Origin of the sequence: Dyadobacter sp. BE31 (assembly GCF_031457695.1) — a bacterium.
Taxonomy (GTDB): Bacteria; Bacteroidota; Bacteroidia; order Cytophagales; family Spirosomataceae; genus Dyadobacter.
Genome location: NZ_JAVDXA010000002.1, coordinates 192,563 through 212,377, shown reverse-complemented (window position 1 = coordinate 212,377; position 19,815 = coordinate 192,563). Strand labels below are relative to the sequence as shown.

Annotated in this window: 16 protein-coding genes; 3 read left to right on the top strand and 13 right to left on the bottom strand. The window is 49.4% G+C overall.

From position 1 onward, the window contains the following. Nucleotides 1-13: 13 nt before the first annotated feature. The 10 genes from J2Y43_RS09845 to J2Y43_RS09800 all read right to left on the bottom strand — a co-directional run bounded on the left by J2Y43_RS09845 (nt 14) and on the right by J2Y43_RS09800 (nt 12,912). On the bottom strand, nt 14-670 hold the full coding sequence (locus tag J2Y43_RS09845; protein WP_309982016.1) for a hypothetical protein: 657 nt from the start codon (nt 668-670) through the stop codon (nt 14-16). Between the two features lie 243 nt (nt 671-913). After that, nucleotides 914-1,444, bottom strand: coding sequence for a discoidin domain-containing protein (locus J2Y43_RS09840; RefSeq protein ID WP_223401003.1), 531 nt, complete (start codon nt 1,442-1,444; stop codon nt 914-916). 13 nt (nt 1,445-1,457) lie between these two features. Then, a complete protein-coding gene (locus J2Y43_RS09835; protein WP_309982015.1) occupies nt 1,458-2,753 on the bottom strand; it encodes a DUF3472 domain-containing protein in 1,296 nt (431 codons plus the stop codon). Nucleotides 2,754-2,794: 41 nt separating this feature from the next. Continuing rightward, the gene (locus J2Y43_RS09830) at nt 2,795-4,297 is read right to left on the bottom strand and encodes a RagB/SusD family nutrient uptake outer membrane protein (protein WP_309982014.1); all 1,503 of its coding nucleotides are present in this window, start codon (nt 4,295-4,297) and stop codon (nt 2,795-2,797) included. A 12-nt stretch (nt 4,298-4,309) separates the two neighbouring features. Beyond that, nucleotides 4,310-7,576: a TonB-dependent receptor gene (locus J2Y43_RS09825; RefSeq protein WP_309982013.1), complete on the bottom strand. Its 3,267-nt coding sequence runs from the start codon at nt 7,574-7,576 to the stop codon at nt 4,310-4,312. Between the two features lie 241 nt (nt 7,577-7,817). Beyond that, nucleotides 7,818-8,927, bottom strand: coding sequence for a FecR family protein (locus J2Y43_RS09820; RefSeq protein WP_309982012.1), 1,110 nt, complete (start codon nt 8,925-8,927; stop codon nt 7,818-7,820). A 123-nt stretch (nt 8,928-9,050) separates the two neighbouring features. Beyond that, nucleotides 9,051-9,665 carry a sigma-70 family RNA polymerase sigma factor gene (locus J2Y43_RS09815; RefSeq protein WP_309982011.1) on the bottom strand — a complete coding sequence of 205 codons (615 nt, stop codon included), beginning with the start codon at nt 9,663-9,665 and terminating at the stop codon, nt 9,051-9,053. Nucleotides 9,666-9,776: 111 nt separating this feature from the next. Beyond that, entirely contained in the window at nt 9,777-10,259 is a 483-nt protein-coding gene (locus tag J2Y43_RS09810) for an SDR family oxidoreductase (RefSeq protein ID WP_309982010.1), read from the bottom strand. A gap of 18 nt (nt 10,260-10,277) precedes the next feature. Next, on the bottom strand, nt 10,278-11,033 hold the full coding sequence (locus J2Y43_RS09805) for a glucose 1-dehydrogenase (protein ID WP_309982009.1): 756 nt from the start codon (nt 11,031-11,033) through the stop codon (nt 10,278-10,280). A gap of 142 nt (nt 11,034-11,175) precedes the next feature. Continuing rightward, nucleotides 11,176-12,912 carry a phospholipase D-like domain-containing protein gene (locus tag J2Y43_RS09800; protein WP_309982008.1) on the bottom strand — a complete coding sequence of 579 codons (1,737 nt, stop codon included), beginning with the start codon at nt 12,910-12,912 and terminating at the stop codon, nt 11,176-11,178. A gap of 244 nt (nt 12,913-13,156) precedes the next feature. On the opposite strand from J2Y43_RS09800, the gene J2Y43_RS09795 reads away from it, so the two are divergent. Further along, nucleotides 13,157-14,386 carry a DUF1343 domain-containing protein gene (locus J2Y43_RS09795; protein ID WP_309982007.1) on the top strand — a complete coding sequence of 410 codons (1,230 nt, stop codon included), beginning with the start codon at nt 13,157-13,159 and terminating at the stop codon, nt 14,384-14,386. A gap of 11 nt (nt 14,387-14,397) precedes the next feature. On the opposite strand, the gene J2Y43_RS09790 is transcribed toward J2Y43_RS09795, so the two are convergent. Then, nucleotides 14,398-16,713 (bottom strand): hypothetical protein, encoded by a 2,316-nt coding sequence (locus J2Y43_RS09790; RefSeq protein ID WP_309982006.1) that lies wholly within the window; start codon nt 16,711-16,713, stop codon nt 14,398-14,400. A 113-nt stretch (nt 16,714-16,826) separates the two neighbouring features. Next, on the bottom strand, nt 16,827-17,597 hold the full coding sequence (locus tag J2Y43_RS09785) for a hypothetical protein (protein ID WP_309982005.1): 771 nt from the start codon (nt 17,595-17,597) through the stop codon (nt 16,827-16,829). Nucleotides 17,598-17,863: 266 nt separating this feature from the next. Here J2Y43_RS09785 and J2Y43_RS09780 point away from each other — a divergent pair, with 266 nt between their 5' ends. Both J2Y43_RS09780 and J2Y43_RS09775 read left to right on the top strand, forming a co-directional pair. Beyond that, on the top strand, nt 17,864-19,021 hold the full coding sequence (locus J2Y43_RS09780; protein WP_309982004.1) for an alcohol dehydrogenase catalytic domain-containing protein: 1,158 nt from the start codon (nt 17,864-17,866) through the stop codon (nt 19,019-19,021). Nucleotides 19,022-19,134: 113 nt separating this feature from the next. Further along, nucleotides 19,135-19,374: a hypothetical protein gene (locus J2Y43_RS09775; protein ID WP_309984259.1), complete on the top strand. Its 240-nt coding sequence runs from the start codon at nt 19,135-19,137 to the stop codon at nt 19,372-19,374. A gap of 143 nt (nt 19,375-19,517) precedes the next feature. Here the strand turns inward: J2Y43_RS09775 and J2Y43_RS09770 are convergent, their stop codons facing one another. Continuing rightward, nucleotides 19,518-19,775 carry a SemiSWEET transporter gene (locus tag J2Y43_RS09770; protein WP_309982003.1) on the bottom strand — a complete coding sequence of 86 codons (258 nt, stop codon included), beginning with the start codon at nt 19,773-19,775 and terminating at the stop codon, nt 19,518-19,520. Nucleotides 19,776-19,815: the final 40 nt, after the last annotated feature.

Here is a 19,815-nt window from a genome sequence, read left to right as displayed (position 1 = left end):
ACAACGATGAAAGTTATTGAGACAGGTCTGACTTCCGCTTATATTTCTTAGGATAGACCCAGATAACCGGCCCGGATTTCCATTGGCTCAGATCGACAAACGCACCATCGGGGACGACGGGACCTCTCTCCCACACGCGCAGGAAACCATAGGATCTCTCCGGAAGGGACTCTTCTTCCCCATCTTCGGCGGAGTCATTGCGGCGCGCGGCAGAAGCGGCTCCGTTATCGAAACGAGTTGAATGCGTTCCGTCAGGATTTACGATGATTGACGTGTTACCATTGTGAAATGCAGTGGAATGCGTTCCGTTCGGATTGACGATAATCGATGTGTTTCCATTGCGAAATGTAGTGGAATGCGTTCCGTTCGGATTGACGATAATCGACGTGTTCCCATTGTGAAATGCAGTAGAATGCGTTCCGTTCGGATTGACGATAATCGACGTGTTCCCATTGTGAAATGCAGTAGAATGCGTTCCGTTCGGATTGACGATAATCGATGTGTTTCCATTGTGAAATGCAGTAGAATGCGTTCCGTTGGAATTGACGATAATCGACGTGTTACCATTATTCATAATATGCGAATGGCTCCCGTCCGGATTTACCATAACGCCTTGCGCAGATCCAGCCAATGCCAGGCTCAACAACGCCAATGTTAGTCTGATCTTCATATCCAAATGCTGATGAAATAAGTAACTCCAATTTAGGTATTTAAATTGATTTGGCTCTTCGAGTCAAGTGAATTTTCCCAATAAAAATTCTTTAAAATTGAGATCTGTCCGTACTAGGAAATACCATTATCGATAACTTAAAATCCAATAAAATAAGCAGTATAAAAAGAGGGTAACAAACAGCAAAATAGGCTGTTCGTTACCCTTCCATTTACATTGACGGTCGGCTAGCCAGACCGCTGTTTATTCATTCACAAATACTTCCATTTCAGCCAGGAACGTATGCACAGAGAGCCCTTCCAATGCTGTAAATTTCAAGTACTGGTATCCGGTGGCTGATGAAACCGGGAAACTCTGAGGCGTGATGGTTGCCGGAACGAATTTGAATTCTCCGAGATTTGTCCATGTTTCGCCGTTGGCGCTTCCTTCCAGTTTGAATTTGGTGAAGCCATTCTTGTTGTTTTGACGGGCCGTCAGATCCACCGAAATCATCTTGTTGGGCTTCTTCATATCTACGACAAACCAATGTGGAAATCCCGGATGGTCGGGATCATATTGGGTGTGCCAAATGGTGTTCACATCCCCATCCAGCACCGCTGATGCTAAACCTGTATTTTCCGAGCCATCTCCCTGTTCGCTGGATACTGCCGTAATGGCCCAGCCTGAACGGTCGGCTTTGGCAGCCAGGGGGTAGTCTATCCTATCATCCGAGCAACCTGTAAAAGAAGCGGTTACCACCAACGCCATCATGAGTTGAAATATATTCTTTTTCATTCTTTCTCCATTTTTAAGGTAAACTTTCGATATCAACTTGCGGTTGCTGTCCTCCTGCCGGACGGGTAAAAGGCGTTCCCGCCTCCACATAGGTATTAAAGAAACCACCGTTCCGGAGGAAAAACCGGCCGTTTTCCACACCACCTCCGAAATCCATCCTTTGTTTGTTTTTGCCCGTGGCATCTACGCCCATCTTGAATGCAGTTATTTCAGTCCATTTGCCATTTACGTCTCTCACCCACTGATTCCCCCAGGTCCCTTTGCGTTCCAGGTAGCCTTGCTCAGGAATGAAATTTTCCAGGAACGAATGCATTCTGGCCAGATAAGTGGTCGTCAGCGGTCGTTTCCAGGTGGCCATAAACTGCCACTTATCATGCTCAGGCCCACGAAACCATGCCGAATAGAGTGTGTTTCCGGCACCATCCGGCTTGCCCTTGGTCAGGAATTTATAGGTATTACCGGCCTTCCAGTTATAAACGAAATAGCTCTGCCCTCCCTCACCTTCGCCACCGAAGCGTTTTGTTACCACGCCTTCTCCCGATTTGACGGGCACGGTCGTTCCGCCATCCGGGTCCCAAACCGAAAACAAAACCCAGCGTTCCGTTTCTGATTTCACTTGTACGCCGAAATAGCCGTGAGCGAATCCGTTACACATGAAAAAGGAACCGATCTGGTCCTGCTTCTCAGGCACGACCAATTCATTGTAAAAGTATTCGATATCACCGGCTGGAATGGTATAGTTGACGTGCGTCGACGGCCCGCGTCTTGACCAGTAGAAGTTCTCAGGATCATTGGCATAAACCGCGCCGTTGGCCGCTACCCCGCCAATCTGGATATCAGACACATCACCAAACGAGGAGCCTGATTTGCTGACACCTTCCAGATCCACTCTCACATAACCTTGTGCCGCAATATTCACTTTCCCCGCATAGTAGGTTTTTGCTTCCGCTCCCGCTAAACTCACGACAAAAGGAGCGCCGTTCACACTGATTTTCACCTTGCTGCTTCCACCACCGGCAATGCCGGCTTTCAGAAACACCGTGAGCTCTCCCGACTGCGCAGCACGAAACCAGGTGCTGGTCACAACGCCGGGTGTGGCCCAGTTGACGAGCCCCTTGCTGGTGATGTTTTCCGTTTGCCCGGTAGCACCTTTGGTGATATAGGCATTCCCGGCCAGGGGAATGCTCACTTTGGGAGTGGGGTCAGGTAGTACCTCCTCTTTCGGGGCATCCTTAGCACCACTAGTGCAACCATAACCGCACGTGAGCGTAGATAAAAACAGGGCGGTAATCAAACACAATTTATTCATAGCATACAGGTATTGGCGTCCGCTTAAACAAAGCATGACAGTTACGGATTTTGGGTCAGCTTGCTGTTCTTGTCGATTTCCGACTGCGGTATAAAAAATATCACGCGGGCATCGGTAGCCGGTACCGTCTGGTTGACATTCGTCGTGGGGGTATTATTCAGCGAATGCGTTCCCGGATAGTTCCGGATCATAGAGCGGTTGTTACGGAAAAGATCGTACGAACGATGCCCTTCGAATGCCAACTCCATCCAGCGCTCTTCCAATACGATATCGAGCGCCGTTTTACCCGCAGGAACCGACGTGTAAAGTGCATCATCCAGCCCTGCCCTTGTTCGGATAATGTTCACATCCGCAAGCGCCGCGGCCGTTTTTCCCAGTTTGGCATTGGCCTCGGCACGGTTCAGGTACATTTCCGCAAGTCGCAGATACACCGGCGAGCTGAGGTTGATGATACTCTCCTGAAGATTGTATTTGTTGACATAATACATGGGCGTCTGAGGTGTCAGTTTCAGGTTCTTTTGCAGGACGCCGTTTAATACATAAGGCGTAATAAAGCTCTTGCGCAGGTCTTTGGGATGCAATGCATATTGGTTAACCAGCTTTTCGGAAGCATATATTTCGCCCCACCCGCTGACGCCCTGCCCGGCCGGATTGCCGGCAACATCACCGCTGAAATACATCGATCCAATCGCCGAGAAGTCCTGGTTTTGAACTTTGGTGTGCCGAATGCACATGATCGTTTCAGAATTTGTTTCAGGATCCATTTTGAAATATCCCTGAAAATTGGCGCCATCGAGTAACGAATAGCGTCCGGAGTTGATCACCAGGTCCGCATATTTAACCGCATTCTCATTATCCTCCTTGTAGAGATATACCCGTGACAAGAGCGCATATGCCACCTCTTTCGAAGCGAAGGAATTACCCTTGTCAACCGTCATGAGATCAGCCGCTTTCAAGAGATCCGCGATCACAAAGTCGTATACTTCTTTCACGGAGCTTCTGGAAAGACCCGTTGTTTCTTCATCCGAAAGGCCGTCCCGCAATATAGGCACGCCTGGCCCCGCGCCACTACCCTGCGGGTACGGACGCCCGAATACACGCACCAGATTGTAATGCATCATCGCGCGCAGGTACAAATTCTCTCCTTTAAGCTGTTTCAGATCGGCCGATGCGTCGTCTGGCACATAGGCGATGATCTTGTTCGCTGCGGCAATTACCTTGTAGGCCTGCCCCCAGAAATTGGTACAGTGCGAGGAAGTGTTAATATGGGTATACCGGTAAGCACGGGTAAGGTCGTCGGAAGAGGACTGTCCCTGAGCCACCTCGTCGCTTGGGAACTCGGTGAGGAAATGGACGCTCCGCACGTAGGACGGATTCCGCAGCACCGCATAGGTACCGATGGTTGCCGTTTCGACATCACCGGCGTTGGTCAGCGCCGAGGTTTCTTCGATGGCCGTAGAAGGAGCAAAAGTTTCCTCACAGGCCGACGCTCCTAAAATCAATGCGCCTGACAGGATATATTTATAAAAATCGTTCGCTTTCATCGCCTATCTGATTTAGAATGAAATATTTACTCCGCACAGGAATTTCTTGCTGATCGGATATTTGAAACTGGAAACCCCGGAGCTGAGATCGGTTTGGGTAAATGACACTTCCGGATCCGGGCCCGAGAATTTGGTTGCAGTCCAGAGGTTATCCCCGCTCAGGAAGATATTCAGATTAGAGATTCCGCTTTTACCAAGCCAGGCTGCCGGCAAGGCATAGCTCAGTTTGATGTTTCGCAAACGGATATAACTTCCGTCTTCCAGGTATCTCGACGACGATTGGTTGGAGTCATGATTTCCGCCCACGATCGGCTTGGGATGCGTGGCGATATCGCCCGGTTTTTCCCATCTGCTCCACCCTTTGGCCAAAACCATTGCATTGTAGCTTTCGTATAAACCGTCGTTATCGAAATACGCCCGGCTGTTGTTATAGATCTCATTACCATATACGAAATTGAAAAACGTGCTCAGGGTTATGCCTTTGTAAGAAAAGGTGTTACTCAACCCGCCCGTGAATTTCGGAGCCGCCGAAGTTCCCGTAAACTGCCGCGATTGCGCCGTGGCCACCGAGCTGTAAGAGTTGGTCAGTACTTTGTATTTCGCGCCGTCGGCATCGGTCACGATTTTCTCCCACAACGGATCTCCATTCTGGGGATCCACACCAGCCCAGATGGGCAGGTTCCATTCATCCATATTGTGCCCTACGGCGATCGGCTGGCGCGCACCGGAGTTGAATACCGCCGCTCCGTCGCTAAGCTCCAAAACCTTATTGCGGTTAAAGGATACATTCAGGTTCGTTTCCCAGTTAAATACGCCTACGATGTTTTTCGAGGTAGCGCTGAATTCCATACCACGGTTTCTGACGGCTCCCGCATTTACCCAGCGATAGCTGTAACCGGTTGTAGCCTGCAATGGTTGTTTGTACAAAAGCGCGCTTGATTTTTTCTCGTACGCGTCGACGGTCAGATCGAGCCTGTTGTTGAACAAACCGATTTCCGCACCAACATTGGCCGTTTTCATTTTCTCCCAAGACAAATCGGGGTTACCCTTCTGCGAGGGGGCCGCTCCCGGAAGGCCGGCATAACTGGCGTCTTGCGAAATACTATACAGCCCTAGCGCCGCATAATTCGATATCCCATCGGCATTACCGACTGTTCCGTAGCTGGCGCGGAGCTTCAAAAAGCTGATGGTTTTCCATTCCTTCATGAAGCTTTCATTGCTGACGATCCACGAACCGCCCAGCTGATAGAAATTACCCGCCGGATTATTGCTCCCGAATTTGGAAGAATACTCATGCACAAAAGACGCGATCGCGAAATAACGGTTGTCAAAATTGTAGTCGGCCTGCGCGAGGTATTTGCTGAAACTGTATTGGTCATTGCCGCCAGTCGGGTTGTTGATGATATCCGTGGCTACCGACATCACATCTCTTCCCGGAGGAAGCCCTTTGCCCGAAAGTGACGCATCGTCATAATAATTACGCTCCGCTTCGCCTACTGCGAGCACAGCAAGGTTGTGCAATCCGAAACTCTCTTCGTACCGTAATCTGTTCGAAGTGAGTATACGGCTGGTGTAAGATCGGGAATTGTACAATTCGCCCCCGTTCGCACCACCCTGCTTGGTTCTTTTATCGTAATAACTGGCGTCGTTGTAATCGAAAAAGCGCACGCGGTTATAAGTCGAGAACGTGAGCTTGGGTGTGATGGCATAATCCAGGTTGACGTCCGTATTGAGATTAAGGCTTCTTGCTTTCGAATAGTTGTATGGAAGGGAATGTAAAAAGTTTTCGCGGTCCCTCCCTTGCCAATTGGTCGCTGTCCGGCCGTCGATAGGGCTTCCGGCTGCATCATATGCCGCGTCGAAAGGCATGTTTACGTAGGCATCGTAAAGCGTACCACTGTTTTCGTAATTGTCCTGCGTGAAAATACCATTGAACAATACACTCAATTTCAACTTTTTAGTCAATTGAGAAGTGATATTAGAGCGGAAATTATAGCCGGTTTTATCATTTTCCAAAACGGTGCCTTGCTCCTTGTAATAATTACCGGAAACGTAAAACTGGGTCTTATCCGAACCTCCCGACGCCGATAAAGTGTAGCTGTTCACAAAACCCTTTCTGAACGCCAGGTCCCACCAATTGGTGTTGGTATTCACGATAGACGGGTCGCGGTCGTAAAATGTTTTCTGATAATCGTACAACTGCTGCGAATTCATCAGTTTGAACTTTCCGGTTGTGGCTTCGGCAAAGCCCAGAGTGGTGCTGAAATCGATTTTGGTATTACCCGCTTTACCCATCTTGGTCGTAATGATGATCACCCCATTCGCGGCGCGGGATCCGTACAAACCGGTAGCGGCAGCATCTTTCAAAACGGTAACAGACTCGATATCAGTAGGATTATAAGATCCACCGATATTGCCGTCCACAATAATCAACGGGGCTGTGCTGGCCGAAATGGTACCTGCCCCGCGGATCAGGATATTCGATCCGCTGGTGGGATCTCCCGAGCTGGTCGATACCACCACGCCGGGGGCTTTACCTTGCAAGAGGCTCGACAACTCATTCGAAGTAACATCCCGCAATTTCTCATTGGGTATCACCGCCACAGAACTGGAAAGGTATTTCGCCTTCTTTGATCCGTAACCTGTTACCACCACCTGCTCCAACAGGTTTACAGACGGCTGCAAAGCAATGTCGAAAACCGTTTGCCCATTGGCCGGAACCTCAGTGGACTGGTATCCCACGAAGCTAAAAACCAGTACCGCAGTACTTACATCCGTATCTGCCAAATTGAGCGTAAAACTCCCCGCCGCATCGGTTACCGTCCCCTGATTCGATCCTTTCACCATGATCGTAACGCCGGCCAGCAGGTCACCTTTTTCGTCTTTCACGGTTCCTTTGATCTGCTTGTCCAGCGATGTGGAGTTATGTACTCCGTCGGCCGTCGGGTCGGGTTCATTTTCCTCCTTTTTCAGGATCACTTGCTGGCCGTCTACCTGGTAGCTTACCTCCAGTGGGGTAAGCAGTTCATCCAAAACCTCTCCCAGGGACTTGTTACTTACCTGAACATTTACCCGATGCCGGGCCGGAAAAATCGACGGCGCATAGGTAAAATGTACGTCGCAAATTTTATCAAGTTCTTTCAGGACACTTTTAATCTCCTGATTTTTAACATGAATGGACACCTTTTGCTTCAAAAGCTCCTGCGCACCCGCAGTGTTCGCGAACGAAACCCCCGCGAACAAACCGGCCAGTAAAAGTTGGTAAAATGAAATTCTCATTGCTATCAGTAACAGCTGAGTTCTTTGTCGACGTTTTTTCATACTTTTGAATGATTTGTTCTTTTCAGAATCGGACAAATTGCTCCCGTGTCCTTTTTGCGAAGGACGCTTGCACAGCTCCGGGAAAAATGGAAGTCAGTAGTGGGGCAAACACTGCTGGCTTTTTTTGTGAATACGACTAATTCATAGGCAGGAAAGCGGTTTAGAGGTTACGATATAGTTAGGTAGTTGATTCACATTCTTATTTACAGCCTTTCGCTAAATGCACGGTAACTTTCTCACCCTTTACGCTATACGTTGCTCCGATTGCCGTGCAGGTTGCATGTAATCTTTGTTTCAAGCCTTCTTCCCTGAAAACGGTCGATACGATGCAGGAAGACAGCCGGGCTTTATCATAATCAATTTCAATTCCGTATTTCTTTTCAATGCTGTCGAACACCTCAGAAACCGGCCGTTCTTCAAAAACGACATCCGAAACATCCGGTAAGCTTTCGAGTATCGTCAGGTCGCGGATTGGCTCCTTTTCATTCTTTTTGGCTTTTGCATTAAAAACAACTCCCTCGTTGGGCGTCAGCACAACGCTCGCAGCCGAGTCGGCGCCATCATTCCTGAACTCATTTTGATTGTATACCGACACTTTTCCGGTTTTCACCGCCACCAGCACACCGCCATCCTCTTTGTTGGTTCTGATCCGAAAGCTGGTGCCCAGCACTTTGGTTACTGTTTGGCCTGCGAAGACCAGGAAGGGCTTTCTCGCATCCTTCGTCACATCAAAAAACGCATCCCCTTTCAAATACACCGCCCGGTTCTTTCCCGAAAAATCGGCAGGATAGATCAGTTCCCCGCCCTTTTCCAGCATCACGACGGAGCCATCACTCAACAAAACCGTCAATGTCTGATCGTCGCTGTTTGCTTTGGCAAGCCATTCGGTATTTTTCGAGCCCGTGTAAGTCTGTACGATGGCAGGCACTTCGGTCTTTTTCATTTGGGCATACCATAGCCCCAGGCTTCCCAACAGGATCAATGAGGCGGCGATCCGCCAGAAGTACCCCTTTCTCCAAATGCTGCGTGAACCGGGAACGGCGGAAGTCCGCGTGTTCCTGTCTTTCACACCGTCGATCAACTTCCTGATATCCTCCTGTACTATTTTCTCATCGGTGACTTCTCCAAACTGTTCTTCCAGAGCCAGTACAAACCACCTGGCTTTTTCCACCACTTCGCGCCTGCTTTCGTCCTCTTTCATCCAGCCCTCCCAAAAAGACGCAGAAGGATCCGCAGGGTTTAAAATCCACTTGCGGAATGCGTGGTTGCCTGCTAACTCTTCAAATCCGATATTGCTTTTGTTGCTCATAAATGGTGACTGGAAAGATTCCCGATGTGCACGAACACACTCGTTTGGTATGATTATCCGCGAATCACCGGTTTATCACCATTATTTTTCAAAAAAATTTCAAAAAGGCCATTTAAATGCTACCTAATGCCCTTTTAGCCAAAGAAAGTAGCAACAAAGAGCCCAAATGTAGGCGCCCCATTGCTCACGTATTTCACGCAGGGTTTTGGAGAGGAGATTGGCTACGCCGGGCTTGCCGATGTCCATAATTTCAGCAATTTCATCGTTGCCGAGTCCCTGGTAATAACGAAGATAAATAATCTCCCGCTGCCGTTTGGAAAGCCGGGAAAGGATCAGATTAAGCCGGTACAGTTCCCGATTCTGGGCTTCGTCTTCAATGAGACTGCTCTCGATAGTCCCGGAAGAATCCTCCGGTTCGAACAACAGTTCCGACGACTCACCAAGGCGTTTCAGGCGGACACTTTCCTTGAAGATTTTATTGCGCAACGATTTGAACAGGTAGGGTTTAACCACGGTATCCTCGGCAAGGAAAAGCTTTCTTTCCCATAACTGAAGGTAAACGTCCTGGATACAATCACGGATAAATTCCAGATCACGGGAAAATTTGGTCCCGTAATTGAGCAGGCTCCGGTGATGAATATCTGCCAACCGGCCCAAAGCATCAGGATTGCCGGCTTTGAATTGACTCCAGAGCTCATCACTAATCTCCCTTTCCTGTGTGGCGTAGATAAGATCCATTTGTAGGTGCCTCGTATCCTGGATAATCGTTAGGTGTCGAATTTTCTTAATTTGAGCCACTCCGGGCTCATAGGCGGGTCAGCACAGTTTCCCGGCGTTTCCCGATGTAAATTAACAAATTCTTTCGAGGCTGTCCGCGGCCGCGGATAAATCATTCCATATGCCGGCGGTGCAGGAAGGCCGGTGTAAAGAAAAGCGGCAGACTTTCGCTAAAAAGTCTGCCGCTTTTCCAATGTCGGACGGCAGGCCTTGCTTGCCCACCGGGATCATATCGATCCATGTTTGCTTAACCTGCTCCAAATGCTCTTCGGGTACAAGCTTGCCAAAAACGGGTGTATCGATCGAGCCGGGTGAAAGCGTATTGACCCGGATGTTTCTGGATAGCAAATCCAGTGAGAGCCCTTTCGCCAGCGAGATAATGGCCGCTTTGGCCGCGCTGTAAATCGCCATGCCCGGCGCGGCACGGTGGGCAGCGCTTGATCCGATCAGGATAACCGACGCTCCATCGCTCAGGTATGGCAGCGATTTTTGAACGGTGAAATAGGCACTTTTAAGGTTCAAATCCATGTACCGGTCGTAACCTTCCTCGGTCACATCGCTGATCGGGAGCGCTTACAGCCCGTAAATCCCGCCTGAAACGGAGATTTTCTCGCCGGTGATCCAGGCGGCATCGTCCGACGCCAGAAAAACGGCTACTTTGGCAATATCATCGGGTTGTCCGGTGCGGCCCAGCGGCGTAGTGTCAACGAGCTTCTTTTCGAAATCACTACCAATAAAACCTGCGCTGCGCGAACCTTCGGTCTCTACCACGCCGGGCAGAATGGAGTTGATGCGTATGTTTTTACCGCTGAATTCCTTGGATAAGGAAACGGTGATGGCATCGAGCGCGGCTTTGGTGGCCGAATAAACCGACCCTGTCGGAAGCGGCGTTCGGCCTGCCTCGGAGCTGATGTTGATGATATTGCCGCCTGTATCACCGAAGAGTTTCAACGACTCCTGGATAGCGAGAATGGAGCCAAGCACATTGATGTTGAACTGCCCATGGAACGTACCGGCCGATACCTGCTCGATCGGCTCATATTGGTAGATGCCCGCATTATTCACCAGAATGTCCAGTGTACCAAATGCGGTTTTGGCCTGTTCGAATAGGGCCGCTATCTCCTCTTCTTTGGACACATCCCCCTTCACGGCAATGGCTCTGCCGCCGTTCTCGGTAATGGCTTGCACCACCTTATCGGCATCTTCCTTACTCGATGCGTAATTCACAACTACTTTTGCGCCTTCTGCGGCAAATTGTTTGGCGATCGCCGCGCCTATGCCTTTAGATGCGCCCGTTACCAGGGCTACTTTGTTTGCTAGTTTGTTCACTTTGTCAATCCATTTAAGTTTGGAATGCAAAGTTCCGACGATCTGGTTACTTTTCGTAACTTTGTAGCAAAAAGTAACGGTGACATCCGGGTAACAAAGTAACATATGCAGTGCGAGCCCCGTCAGAACGATAGGCATAAACTTAATGGATCCAGAAATCCAGCTCCTTCATGCGGATCGGATCAGTCATGTAGTCGGTCATCCACTCCCTGTCCCGGGTGAGTCCGGAGAAGCTGCTAACCTGATTGAACAACGAATAGCGCCAGCGGTAGTGATCGTAAACGGCCATGATATTGACCGCGTACTGGGCGGCCAAAGACGCATCCTGAATGATCAGCAAATTTTCGTCATTGGTTTTGCTCGCTTTGGGCCCAAAGTTATGCGAACCGGTGATCACGTAAGGTTTATCGCCAAAAGGGTCTACAACTAACACCTTGCTATGTATGGTAACCAATCCCGCGGTAATTTCTTTGTACCAAAATGCGAATGCCTCAGGGATACTTTTGGGCAGAATAGCATCCCAATCCGCTTCGATTTTCTGTCCCTTATGAAAGAAAATCAGTGGCTTATGCATAGATGCTCCCGGATCCTGATTGATAATTCCATGAATAAACAATTTTGACTTGCGTGCCTGTAAGTCCTGTATGTAGTTAAAGAAAGTATTAGCCGGTCCCGGGTTAAACATCAAGAATAAAACACTTTGCTTTGCTCCTTCTAAAATAAGCTCCACATCCTCCAAGTCTTTGAAATCCCTTGTCGGAGAAAACCAAACCCTGCTGCCATTATTAGTGAACGTTTTTGCATTCTTGTTATGATCATACAATGCCTGCCCATAGCCACTTGCATTATTTTGCGTATCATCCACTAGTGCAAGCCATTCATCCATGTAGATCTTTGCAAGCGTTTCGTTTTCAATCAGAATTGCATTGTTTACCTGCGCAAACATTCCTCCAGAGGTGATGTTGGTACTTCCCGTCCAAACCTTCAACGGCTTACCGTTTTTGCAGATCACGATAAACTTGTTGTGCGCAAAATGCTTCTGGGTAACGTCGACAATGCGATCATATACGTTCACTTGCGCCTGCTTGATCCGCTTTCTCGAATCTTCATTTTTATCCTCGCCTTTTTTCTTGGCAGCCCCATTGGCGAGCACAATGTTTGCCCGCGCACCAATCTGACATAACTTGGCAACGAAATCTTCCTGGTGCAGTTCATAAAGCGCTGAATAAACGGTAATTTCTTCATCCGATATTACCTGATCCAATAGACCGAACAGCCTGTTATCCAGAAAACCTCCCAAAAAGTCCCTGACTCTATTGTTATCTCCGTTGATGATCGCCGCAAGGGTCGTTCCGGGTAGTTCGTCGGCCAGGCTTTCTCTCATTCTGGAAAAAAACTGGGACGAAACTACCCCACGATTAAAATAGGCATGATATGGAGACTTACCTCCTTCAAGGTCAATTCCCGTGTCAGCAAAAATATAGGGCGTCCAATCGGATGTATTATCAGTGTCTTTTCGCAATTGTATCCCATCATATAAAATCGGCACTACCTTGTAACGGGCTTTGTCTCCATGGCTGATTGAAAAATCTGTCCACACAAAACGTTGGATCGGCCATTCAAAGCTGGGGCGCTGTTCACCCTTTCTGAATGGTTCTCCTGCAAAACCAATGCGATTAGGCAATGCATCTGCCTCCGCTTCTGTCTCATTATTCATTTGCCTGTAAACCGCAAAACCAATGCAATCTTTAATTGCCCCTTCGTATCGCCAGGCGATAATAATCTGGTCATTGTTGCCGACAGCCCTTATAAATGGCTTGGCTAACTGGGTTTTAGGTTCCGGCGTCGCCGCTGGCACCAGGCTTACTTTTTTTGACATACCACGACGGAATAAGATTGATTTTCAGACGATTAAGATGTATTACAAGTTACAAAAAACGCTATCGCTCTTGCCCCTGATTGCCGTTATCTTTTTATGAAGTTAGTTTTCGGTAAAAACTTGGCATAAGCCGTTATCCATCCGAATACATTTCAATCACCTAAATTGGTTAATTTGCCCTTTGCCACTAAGCAGCTTCCTGCCTGCTAAGAATAGTAATAACTCAATCACAACCCTTGCCAAAATGACCAAACTTATTTCTATACTTTTTTTGACGATTCTGTCAGCCGGTACCATCGAATGTATCGCGCAAATTGCATCATCCAAACAACGCATATCCGGCAAGCAGGAAATTATCACAGGTGCAGATCAAACGGAAAAGTATTTACGTCTTCTAAAAGGAAAACGAATCGGCCTGGTGGCCAATCAGAGTTCTATCATCGGTACGAGGAGCAGTGTGGACAGCTTGCTGAGCCTGGGCATTAAAATTGTTAAAGTATTTGGACCTGAACATGGTTTCCGGGGCAATGCCAGTAATGGGGCCGCAGTAAATAATGAGACGGATGCCAAAACCGGCATTCCAATTATCTCACTATATGGTAAAAACCAGAAACCGACAAAAGAACAACTGGCGGATATCGATCTTCTTGTATTTGATATTCAGGATGTCGGATGTCGCTATTATACCAATATCAATACCCTTGAATATGTGATGGAAGCTTGCGGAGAAAATGATAAAGAGCTGCTCATTCTCGACAGGCCCAATCCAAACGGATATGTGGTAGACGGCCCCGTGATGACCGACGATCGATTCAAATCGGCCATCGGCATTCATTATACGCCTATGACACACGGCATGACCATCGGGGAGTTTGCCCAATACCTGAACGGTGAAGGTTATCTGCCCAAAAAATGTAAAATAAAGATCATCAAGGTCGCTAATTATGACCATGATATGCCATATGTATTGCCGATCAATCCCTCGCCCAATTTGAATACCCAGCAAGCTGTCATGCTTTTCCCCAGCTTATGTATGTTCGAGGGAACCGCCATTAACGAAGGCAGAGGAACCTATATGCCGTTTACGATTCTGGGAGCGCCTGCATTGAAAGGCAAGTATGCATTTTCTTATAAACCGGTCGGTATTCCCGGAATGAGTGAGCGACCCAATCACAAAGACTCCGTTTGCTACGGGCTCGACCTTCGGGAATACGATATCGCAAGTCTCCGGAAGAGCCGCCAGATCAATTTGGCGTGGCTCATCGAGCTGTATAATGCATATCCGGATAAGGCCCATTTCTTTACTCCCGGAAGGGCCAATCAGGATATATCCGCGTTTGACCTGCGCATAGGAACCGATCAATTGAGAAAACAGATCATAGCCGGCGTATCGGAAGCGGACATCAGAAAAAGCTGGGAGCCCGGATTGCAGCAGTTCAAGGAGATCAGAAAGAAGTATCTCCTGTACCCCTGAGAAAGGAGCTGTTACCACATGCTTCGCACCTCCGGGAGCCAATGATCCAGCAAGTCGCGGCAGTTGATTACTTTCTCGGCCAGGTCGTTACACACGTAGAAATAATGGTTGGAAGCTTCGAATCCAAGCCGGCTATCGCCGCCCTGCAATTGCGCCATTCGTTTGGCCAGGGAGATTTCGTCACGAAGGACACGTTCGATTGCCGCGATAAGCTCCATCGCTTTTCCCTTGTCCTTTTCAAGCGAGAGTTTATCCCGAGCCACCACAAACGACGCCTGGTTAGCGACACTGCTGTAATGTATGGCAATTGTTTCGGCCACGCCGCATTCATCTGTCAAAGCTTTGCGGAATCCTGCCGGCAATTTCAAGCCTGCCGTTTCGCGTCTGAGCTCCGCCTGCGCTTGCTCGAAGCGACGCGCCACTTTTTGCATCTGGGAAATAAAAATTTCAACGGGATAGTTTGCCCGCCAGCTATTCACATCGTCATACGGCAGCCCCACCATACTCGCCTTGTAGCCCGTAGGCTTCGCCCATAACAAATTCGAAGGACCTGCCTGCAATGGCGCCGAATAAACTACGCCGATATGGTATGGGAATTCGCTGAATCCCTGACTGTACTGCTGCCATGCTTTTGTCACCGCATCGCCGGCCGCGCCATACCGGCGGCTGGCGACTTTCTGCATGGCTTCCCTGCCCGTGATGGTTTTGCTATTGCCCATTTCGGCCACGACTTCCAGATTGGGCGACGGATAACCGCCCAGTGTCCAGCCCAGCATCAGGCCATCGACACGTGCATTTCGCAGGTTTTCGGCATGCCGCGCGACGTTCTCCATCGCCGGAATGTATGGCACGGCCGCAATCTCCCAGGTACAACCGGCCTGGATCTTCGCAATGGTTTTCAGACCATTTTTCCGGGCGATATCCCAATGCCTCGCTGCCCGTGGTCCCGGCCCTACGGACGAGATCGAATATTCGCCCACCTTGTTTTGCACCCCGCCCCTGTTGATTTCCAGGTCCCATTCACTGACGCTCATCAGCGCAGCACTTTTGGGTAATGCGGGAATGATTTCCTCTGCCCAGCCGTCTTTCCAGCCCCAATCCCAGGCGATTAGTCGGGGACCTTTTTCCACTTGGGCGGTGGCTACTCCCTGGCTGATACCGTTCAGATAGAGCTGGTTCAGCTCGGCGATTACAGCCGACGGCCCCCTTTTGGAACAACGCGGACATTCGGCGCCTTTTCCATGCGACCAGCAATGCGTATGGTTTTCCGAGGCGGTAATTGAAAAGAAACCAGCCAGCCCGGGTGCCCGCGAGGTGATCATCGCCATCGAGTCGATCAGATATTTCTGTACATCGGGATGACTGGTACACAACGCTGCCTGCTCGCCGATCTGTACGCCTTTCAGCTCAGGATGTTCCTGAAAGAACGCCAGGGGCATGAATCGTGGCTCATTGAGGTACAGATAGATCCCTATCCCGTGCTTTCCCGCCTTTTCAACCAGTTTTCCCAGATTTTCCAGCCGCTTTTCCCAATGGTCGCTTACCGACGGGTCCCATGGAAACGGGGTGAGCTTGGAGAGTACGATATGCAACCAGGTACCATCGATTCCCGAGGCCGACATCTGAGCCAGGTATCCATCGGGGTATGGGTCGATTTCGGACTGCAACAGCGGATCGCCGAAAAGAGCGAAGTACGCATAGCCGAACCGGGGCGAGAAGCCGGACGAGCTTTGCCGTTCTACTTTTTCCTGCGCTTTTGACAATTCCTTTACAAACTGGAAAAGCGGTTCGTCGTGCTGCGGAAACCCGGTCACGAACTCCTCCCGGATAACGGTGGAGAGCCATTTCACCTGCTTCTGCACCGCTTCCGAGGTTGCGCTGAACCTGATCGGCTCACATTCCGGCTTGATACTCCCGAGCTTGATGTAGAAAAAATCGTCTTCCTGCAATGTGAATGTCAGCTGCTCGTCGGTCCAGCCCAGCAGTTCAAGCATTTGTTCCCTGGGTAGCAGGTGCCAGTTTCGCCTGATCACCGTTAGATAACTCCGTTGCTGCTGATCCGGCGAAACCGCTTTTACCTCGGGCAGACCTATTGCGGCAGCCAGTTTGTATATATCCTCAGGCTTTGCTCCGGTTACTGCCGCAAGTCGGTCGACCGACACCAACCCCCAGTTTCGCCATAGAAACGCATGCACTCTGTCCGGAAAATGGGATAATGCAAGGGCCTGTTTTTCAATGGAGCGAAACGCAAAAGCCGAAGGCAGGGTAAGCAAACCAGCCGTAGCCACTGTGGCTGTTCTCAAAAATTCTTTTCGTGTGAAAGTCATTGATCCGATGAATTAACATTTCCGAGCTGTTCGGGAAGCTCAGATAATAATACTGAATTGGGGTTTAAACGGACTCTCCGGATCGCCGATCCCGACGCTCGTGCCGCCAATCGCTAATACGGCCAATCAGGCGCCTGCCACATCCCCTGATTGAGTATCTGGCAATTGGCGTTCTGCTCGCAAGTCGGTTCCGGCACAAACGACAGTCTTGCCTCCTGAATGTCTCTTCCACGGTTATAGTTGTACGGGGCGCCAAACAGTTTAAGAGCCGTTGTGTTGTTTACGACTCCAATCACCATTTCTCCGCTATACACGCCGCCGAGCATCTCGTAGTCGAAGCCGAGGGTAACGAGCAATTCGGCCGTTCGTGTTTCACCCACGGGCATATCGAAAGTGACGGGCCTTTTTGCAGGAGAAAGCGGCAGGGTGTTACCAGCCGACTGTACAACGCCCGGCTCATTAACGACATCGTCATAAACGGGAGGGTATCCCGGCACAATCGGAGCCATGCGGTAATAGACCAATTCGTAGCCGTCGATCGGCTGAGATGAAGCGGGCGCAATCCGTTTCACATGTACGCGCACCCGGTACTGCAAATAAACACTGGAATGCATCGAAAGCCAGAAGTAGGCCTGTGACGCATTGATAGGCAATGCAACCGTGGCGTCGCCAGGCCGAAAGGTGCTTACTACCTGATTGGTAGTACCGCGAAGGAATTCCAGTTTTACAATTTCAAATTCACACGGGAAGGCGCGGGCGCCCCCATCTACGCGCTCGCAATGGGTGACGGGATCGGGAATGTGGTGATCCTGGCAGGAAAAAGCCATAGCCGTTATAAATACGGCAGACATCGCTGCGATTTTAACAAGCGGACGAGTTTTCATTTTTTGCAGAGCAGTAAGGTTGACAGAAGTTACAAAACATAAGTAACTGTGAGTCAAATACTACCCATGTCTACAAATACGCTGCGATCCTCAGAAAAAAGACTACTGTTAATGTCGCAATTAAAGTCCGGTATCTCGCCGCGCCATGCAGCAGCTCATTTAATTAAGACTTAGGTCGTTTCTTTCATTACGATTTTGCTACAAAACAACCGAATGGCGGGCATAATAATTGTTAAGTAAGCGCCTTCACCAAACAATCATCAGCAATGAAGGCCTTAGTTTTTCATGGAAAGAAAGATGTCAGCGTGGATCAGCTGGAAGATCCGCGCATTGAAACCCCGCGTGACACCATTTTGCAGGTAACCTCCACAGCTATTTGTGGCTCGGACCTACACATTTATAATGGCTTGTTTCCCCAGCCCACTGATATGGTACTGGGCCACGAGTTCATGGGCATAGTCCAGGAAGTGGGTGCTGGTGTAAGCAACCTCAAAAAGGGCGACCGGGTGGTTGTGCCATTCCCCATTGCCTGCGGGCATTGTCATTTTTGCAGTATGGACTTACATACCCATTGTGAGCAATCTAATCCTGAGCACTATGGACCAGAAGGAGGGCTATTGAAAGGCAAGGGTGGCGGGCTTTTCGGATATACCGATTTATATGGCGGTTATAACGGAGGGCAGGCCGAATATGTGCGAGTGCCCTACTCAGACGTCGGGCCCAGGGTTGTGCCGGAAAACCTGACCGACGACCAGGCGTTGTTTTTGACCGACATATTCCCAACAGGGTGGGCAGCCATAGACTGGGCCCAATTGAAAGGCGGTGAAGTCGTCGTCGTGTTCGGATGCGGTCCGGTGGGCATCATGGCCATGAAAGCCGCATGGATACAGGGGGCAAGCAGGGTAATCGGCGTTGATATCCTGGATTACCGCCTGGAAATGGCCAAAAAGGCGGCCAATGTTGAGACCATCAATGCTTCCAAAACAGACGCTGTAGATCAGATCCGTCAGATGACCGGTGGCTATGGGGCAGACGTATGCGTGGATGCGGTGGGTATGGAGGCCGACCGCAGCCTGATCGAAAAAGCCCTCGGGGTTGTCAGGGCGGAAGTGGGCACGATGAAAACATTGGGATATTGCCTGGATGCCGTGCGCAGAGGAGGCGTGGTAACCGTAGTAGGCGTATACGGTACACCGTTTGACAATTTTCCGTTGCATCAATGGTTTGACAAGGGAATCCAAATCAAAGGCGGACAGGCTACAGTCCACAAGTACATCGATCACTTGCTATCGCTTGTGCAGCAAGAAAAGGTGGTTTTGCAGGATATTATTACCCATCAGGTACCGCTGGCAGAAGCCGCAAGGATGTATGAAATTTTCAATAACAAAGAAGAAGAGTGCGTCAAAGTCGTGCTCAAGCCATAGTTGAAGTTGCCGGGCAAAACGCCCTGGCAGCTTTGTTCCCCATTAGTCCTCTGGAACACTTTTTTGCAAGTGCGCCGAAATTTTCACATTCACAATCAATTTATTTATCAATCATGGAATCAAACAAAAATAAAAGTCATCAGGAAGGTGATGTTGCGAAGGCAATCGAAGAGCAAACTGCTAAATTACCATCCGACATATTTCTGTGGACGTCTGTTGCCTCAATGGGCGTATCGCTGGCGTTCAAAATAGCCGGGCACAAACATACCGCCTTGTTCATAGGGCAGTGGGCGGCGCCCCTGCTATTGTTGGGTATCTACAATAAAATTGTAAAGACCCAGGGACATGATTAGGTCGGCCAAAATACGCCCTGAAGCCAACTATCTAAGCCGGTTGAAAAGCCGGCTTAGATAAAATGTCCATCTGCCGGCATGGACGCGTCCGAGTTCTTCGAAACATTGCAGCTGGTCTCCCCCTGCGGTACAAAACGAAACACTTAAACCTTATACTTGAACTTCAAGATCAGCATCGCAATATTGAGGCAAACTGTAAAAGTATTTGTAGCGATAATCGGAATGTCATTTTTTTCTATCCCGTAGTAAACCCACAAAGCGTTCCCTGCCAACATCACAACAAACATCGCTGTTGACACCTGGGCGGCTTTTTTCTTCCTAATTGTGGTAATCAGCTGGGGTAGCACGGATGATGACGTGCATACCCCCGCCGCAAGTCCCACTATCTCAATCATTTCCATGTACCTATTGAGTTACCCCTTCGCGGTCTGTTTTTACCCT

What these genes read in the sequence shown, in the direction of transcription:
- J2Y43_RS09800 (WP_309982008.1), bottom strand. Translation starts at nt 12,912, where the DNA reads ATGTCAAAAAAAGTAAGCCTGGTGCCAGCGGCGACGCCGGAACCTAAA.
- J2Y43_RS09815 (WP_309982011.1), bottom strand. Translation starts at nt 9,665, where the DNA reads ATGGATCTTATCTACGCCACACAGGAAAGGGAGATTAGTGATGAGCTC.
- J2Y43_RS09830 (WP_309982014.1), bottom strand. Translation starts at nt 4,297, where the DNA reads ATGAAAGCGAACGATTTTTATAAATATATCCTGTCAGGCGCATTGATT.
- J2Y43_RS09845 (WP_309982016.1), bottom strand. Translation starts at nt 670, where the DNA reads ATGAAGATCAGACTAACATTGGCGTTGTTGAGCCTGGCATTGGCTGGA.
- J2Y43_RS09790 (WP_309982006.1), bottom strand. Translation starts at nt 16,713, where the DNA reads ATGACTTTCACACGAAAAGAATTTTTGAGAACAGCCACAGTGGCTACG.
- J2Y43_RS09780 (WP_309982004.1), top strand. Translation starts at nt 17,864, where the DNA reads ATGAAGGCCTTAGTTTTTCATGGAAAGAAAGATGTCAGCGTGGATCAG.
- J2Y43_RS09775 (WP_309984259.1), top strand. Translation starts at nt 19,135, where the DNA reads ATGGAATCAAACAAAAATAAAAGTCATCAGGAAGGTGATGTTGCGAAG.
- J2Y43_RS09835 (WP_309982015.1), bottom strand. Translation starts at nt 2,753, where the DNA reads ATGAATAAATTGTGTTTGATTACCGCCCTGTTTTTATCTACGCTCACG.
- J2Y43_RS09795 (WP_309982007.1), top strand. Translation starts at nt 13,157, where the DNA reads ATGACCAAACTTATTTCTATACTTTTTTTGACGATTCTGTCAGCCGGT.
- J2Y43_RS09770 (WP_309982003.1), bottom strand. Translation starts at nt 19,775, where the DNA reads ATGGAAATGATTGAGATAGTGGGACTTGCGGCGGGGGTATGCACGTCA.
- J2Y43_RS09785 (WP_309982005.1), bottom strand. Translation starts at nt 17,597, where the DNA reads ATGAAAACTCGTCCGCTTGTTAAAATCGCAGCGATGTCTGCCGTATTT.
- J2Y43_RS09820 (WP_309982012.1), bottom strand. Translation starts at nt 8,927, where the DNA reads ATGAGCAACAAAAGCAATATCGGATTTGAAGAGTTAGCAGGCAACCAC.
- J2Y43_RS09840 (WP_223401003.1), bottom strand. Translation starts at nt 1,444, where the DNA reads ATGAAAAAGAATATATTTCAACTCATGATGGCGTTGGTGGTAACCGCT.
- J2Y43_RS09825 (WP_309982013.1), bottom strand. Translation starts at nt 7,576, where the DNA reads ATGAGAATTTCATTTTACCAACTTTTACTGGCCGGTTTGTTCGCGGGG.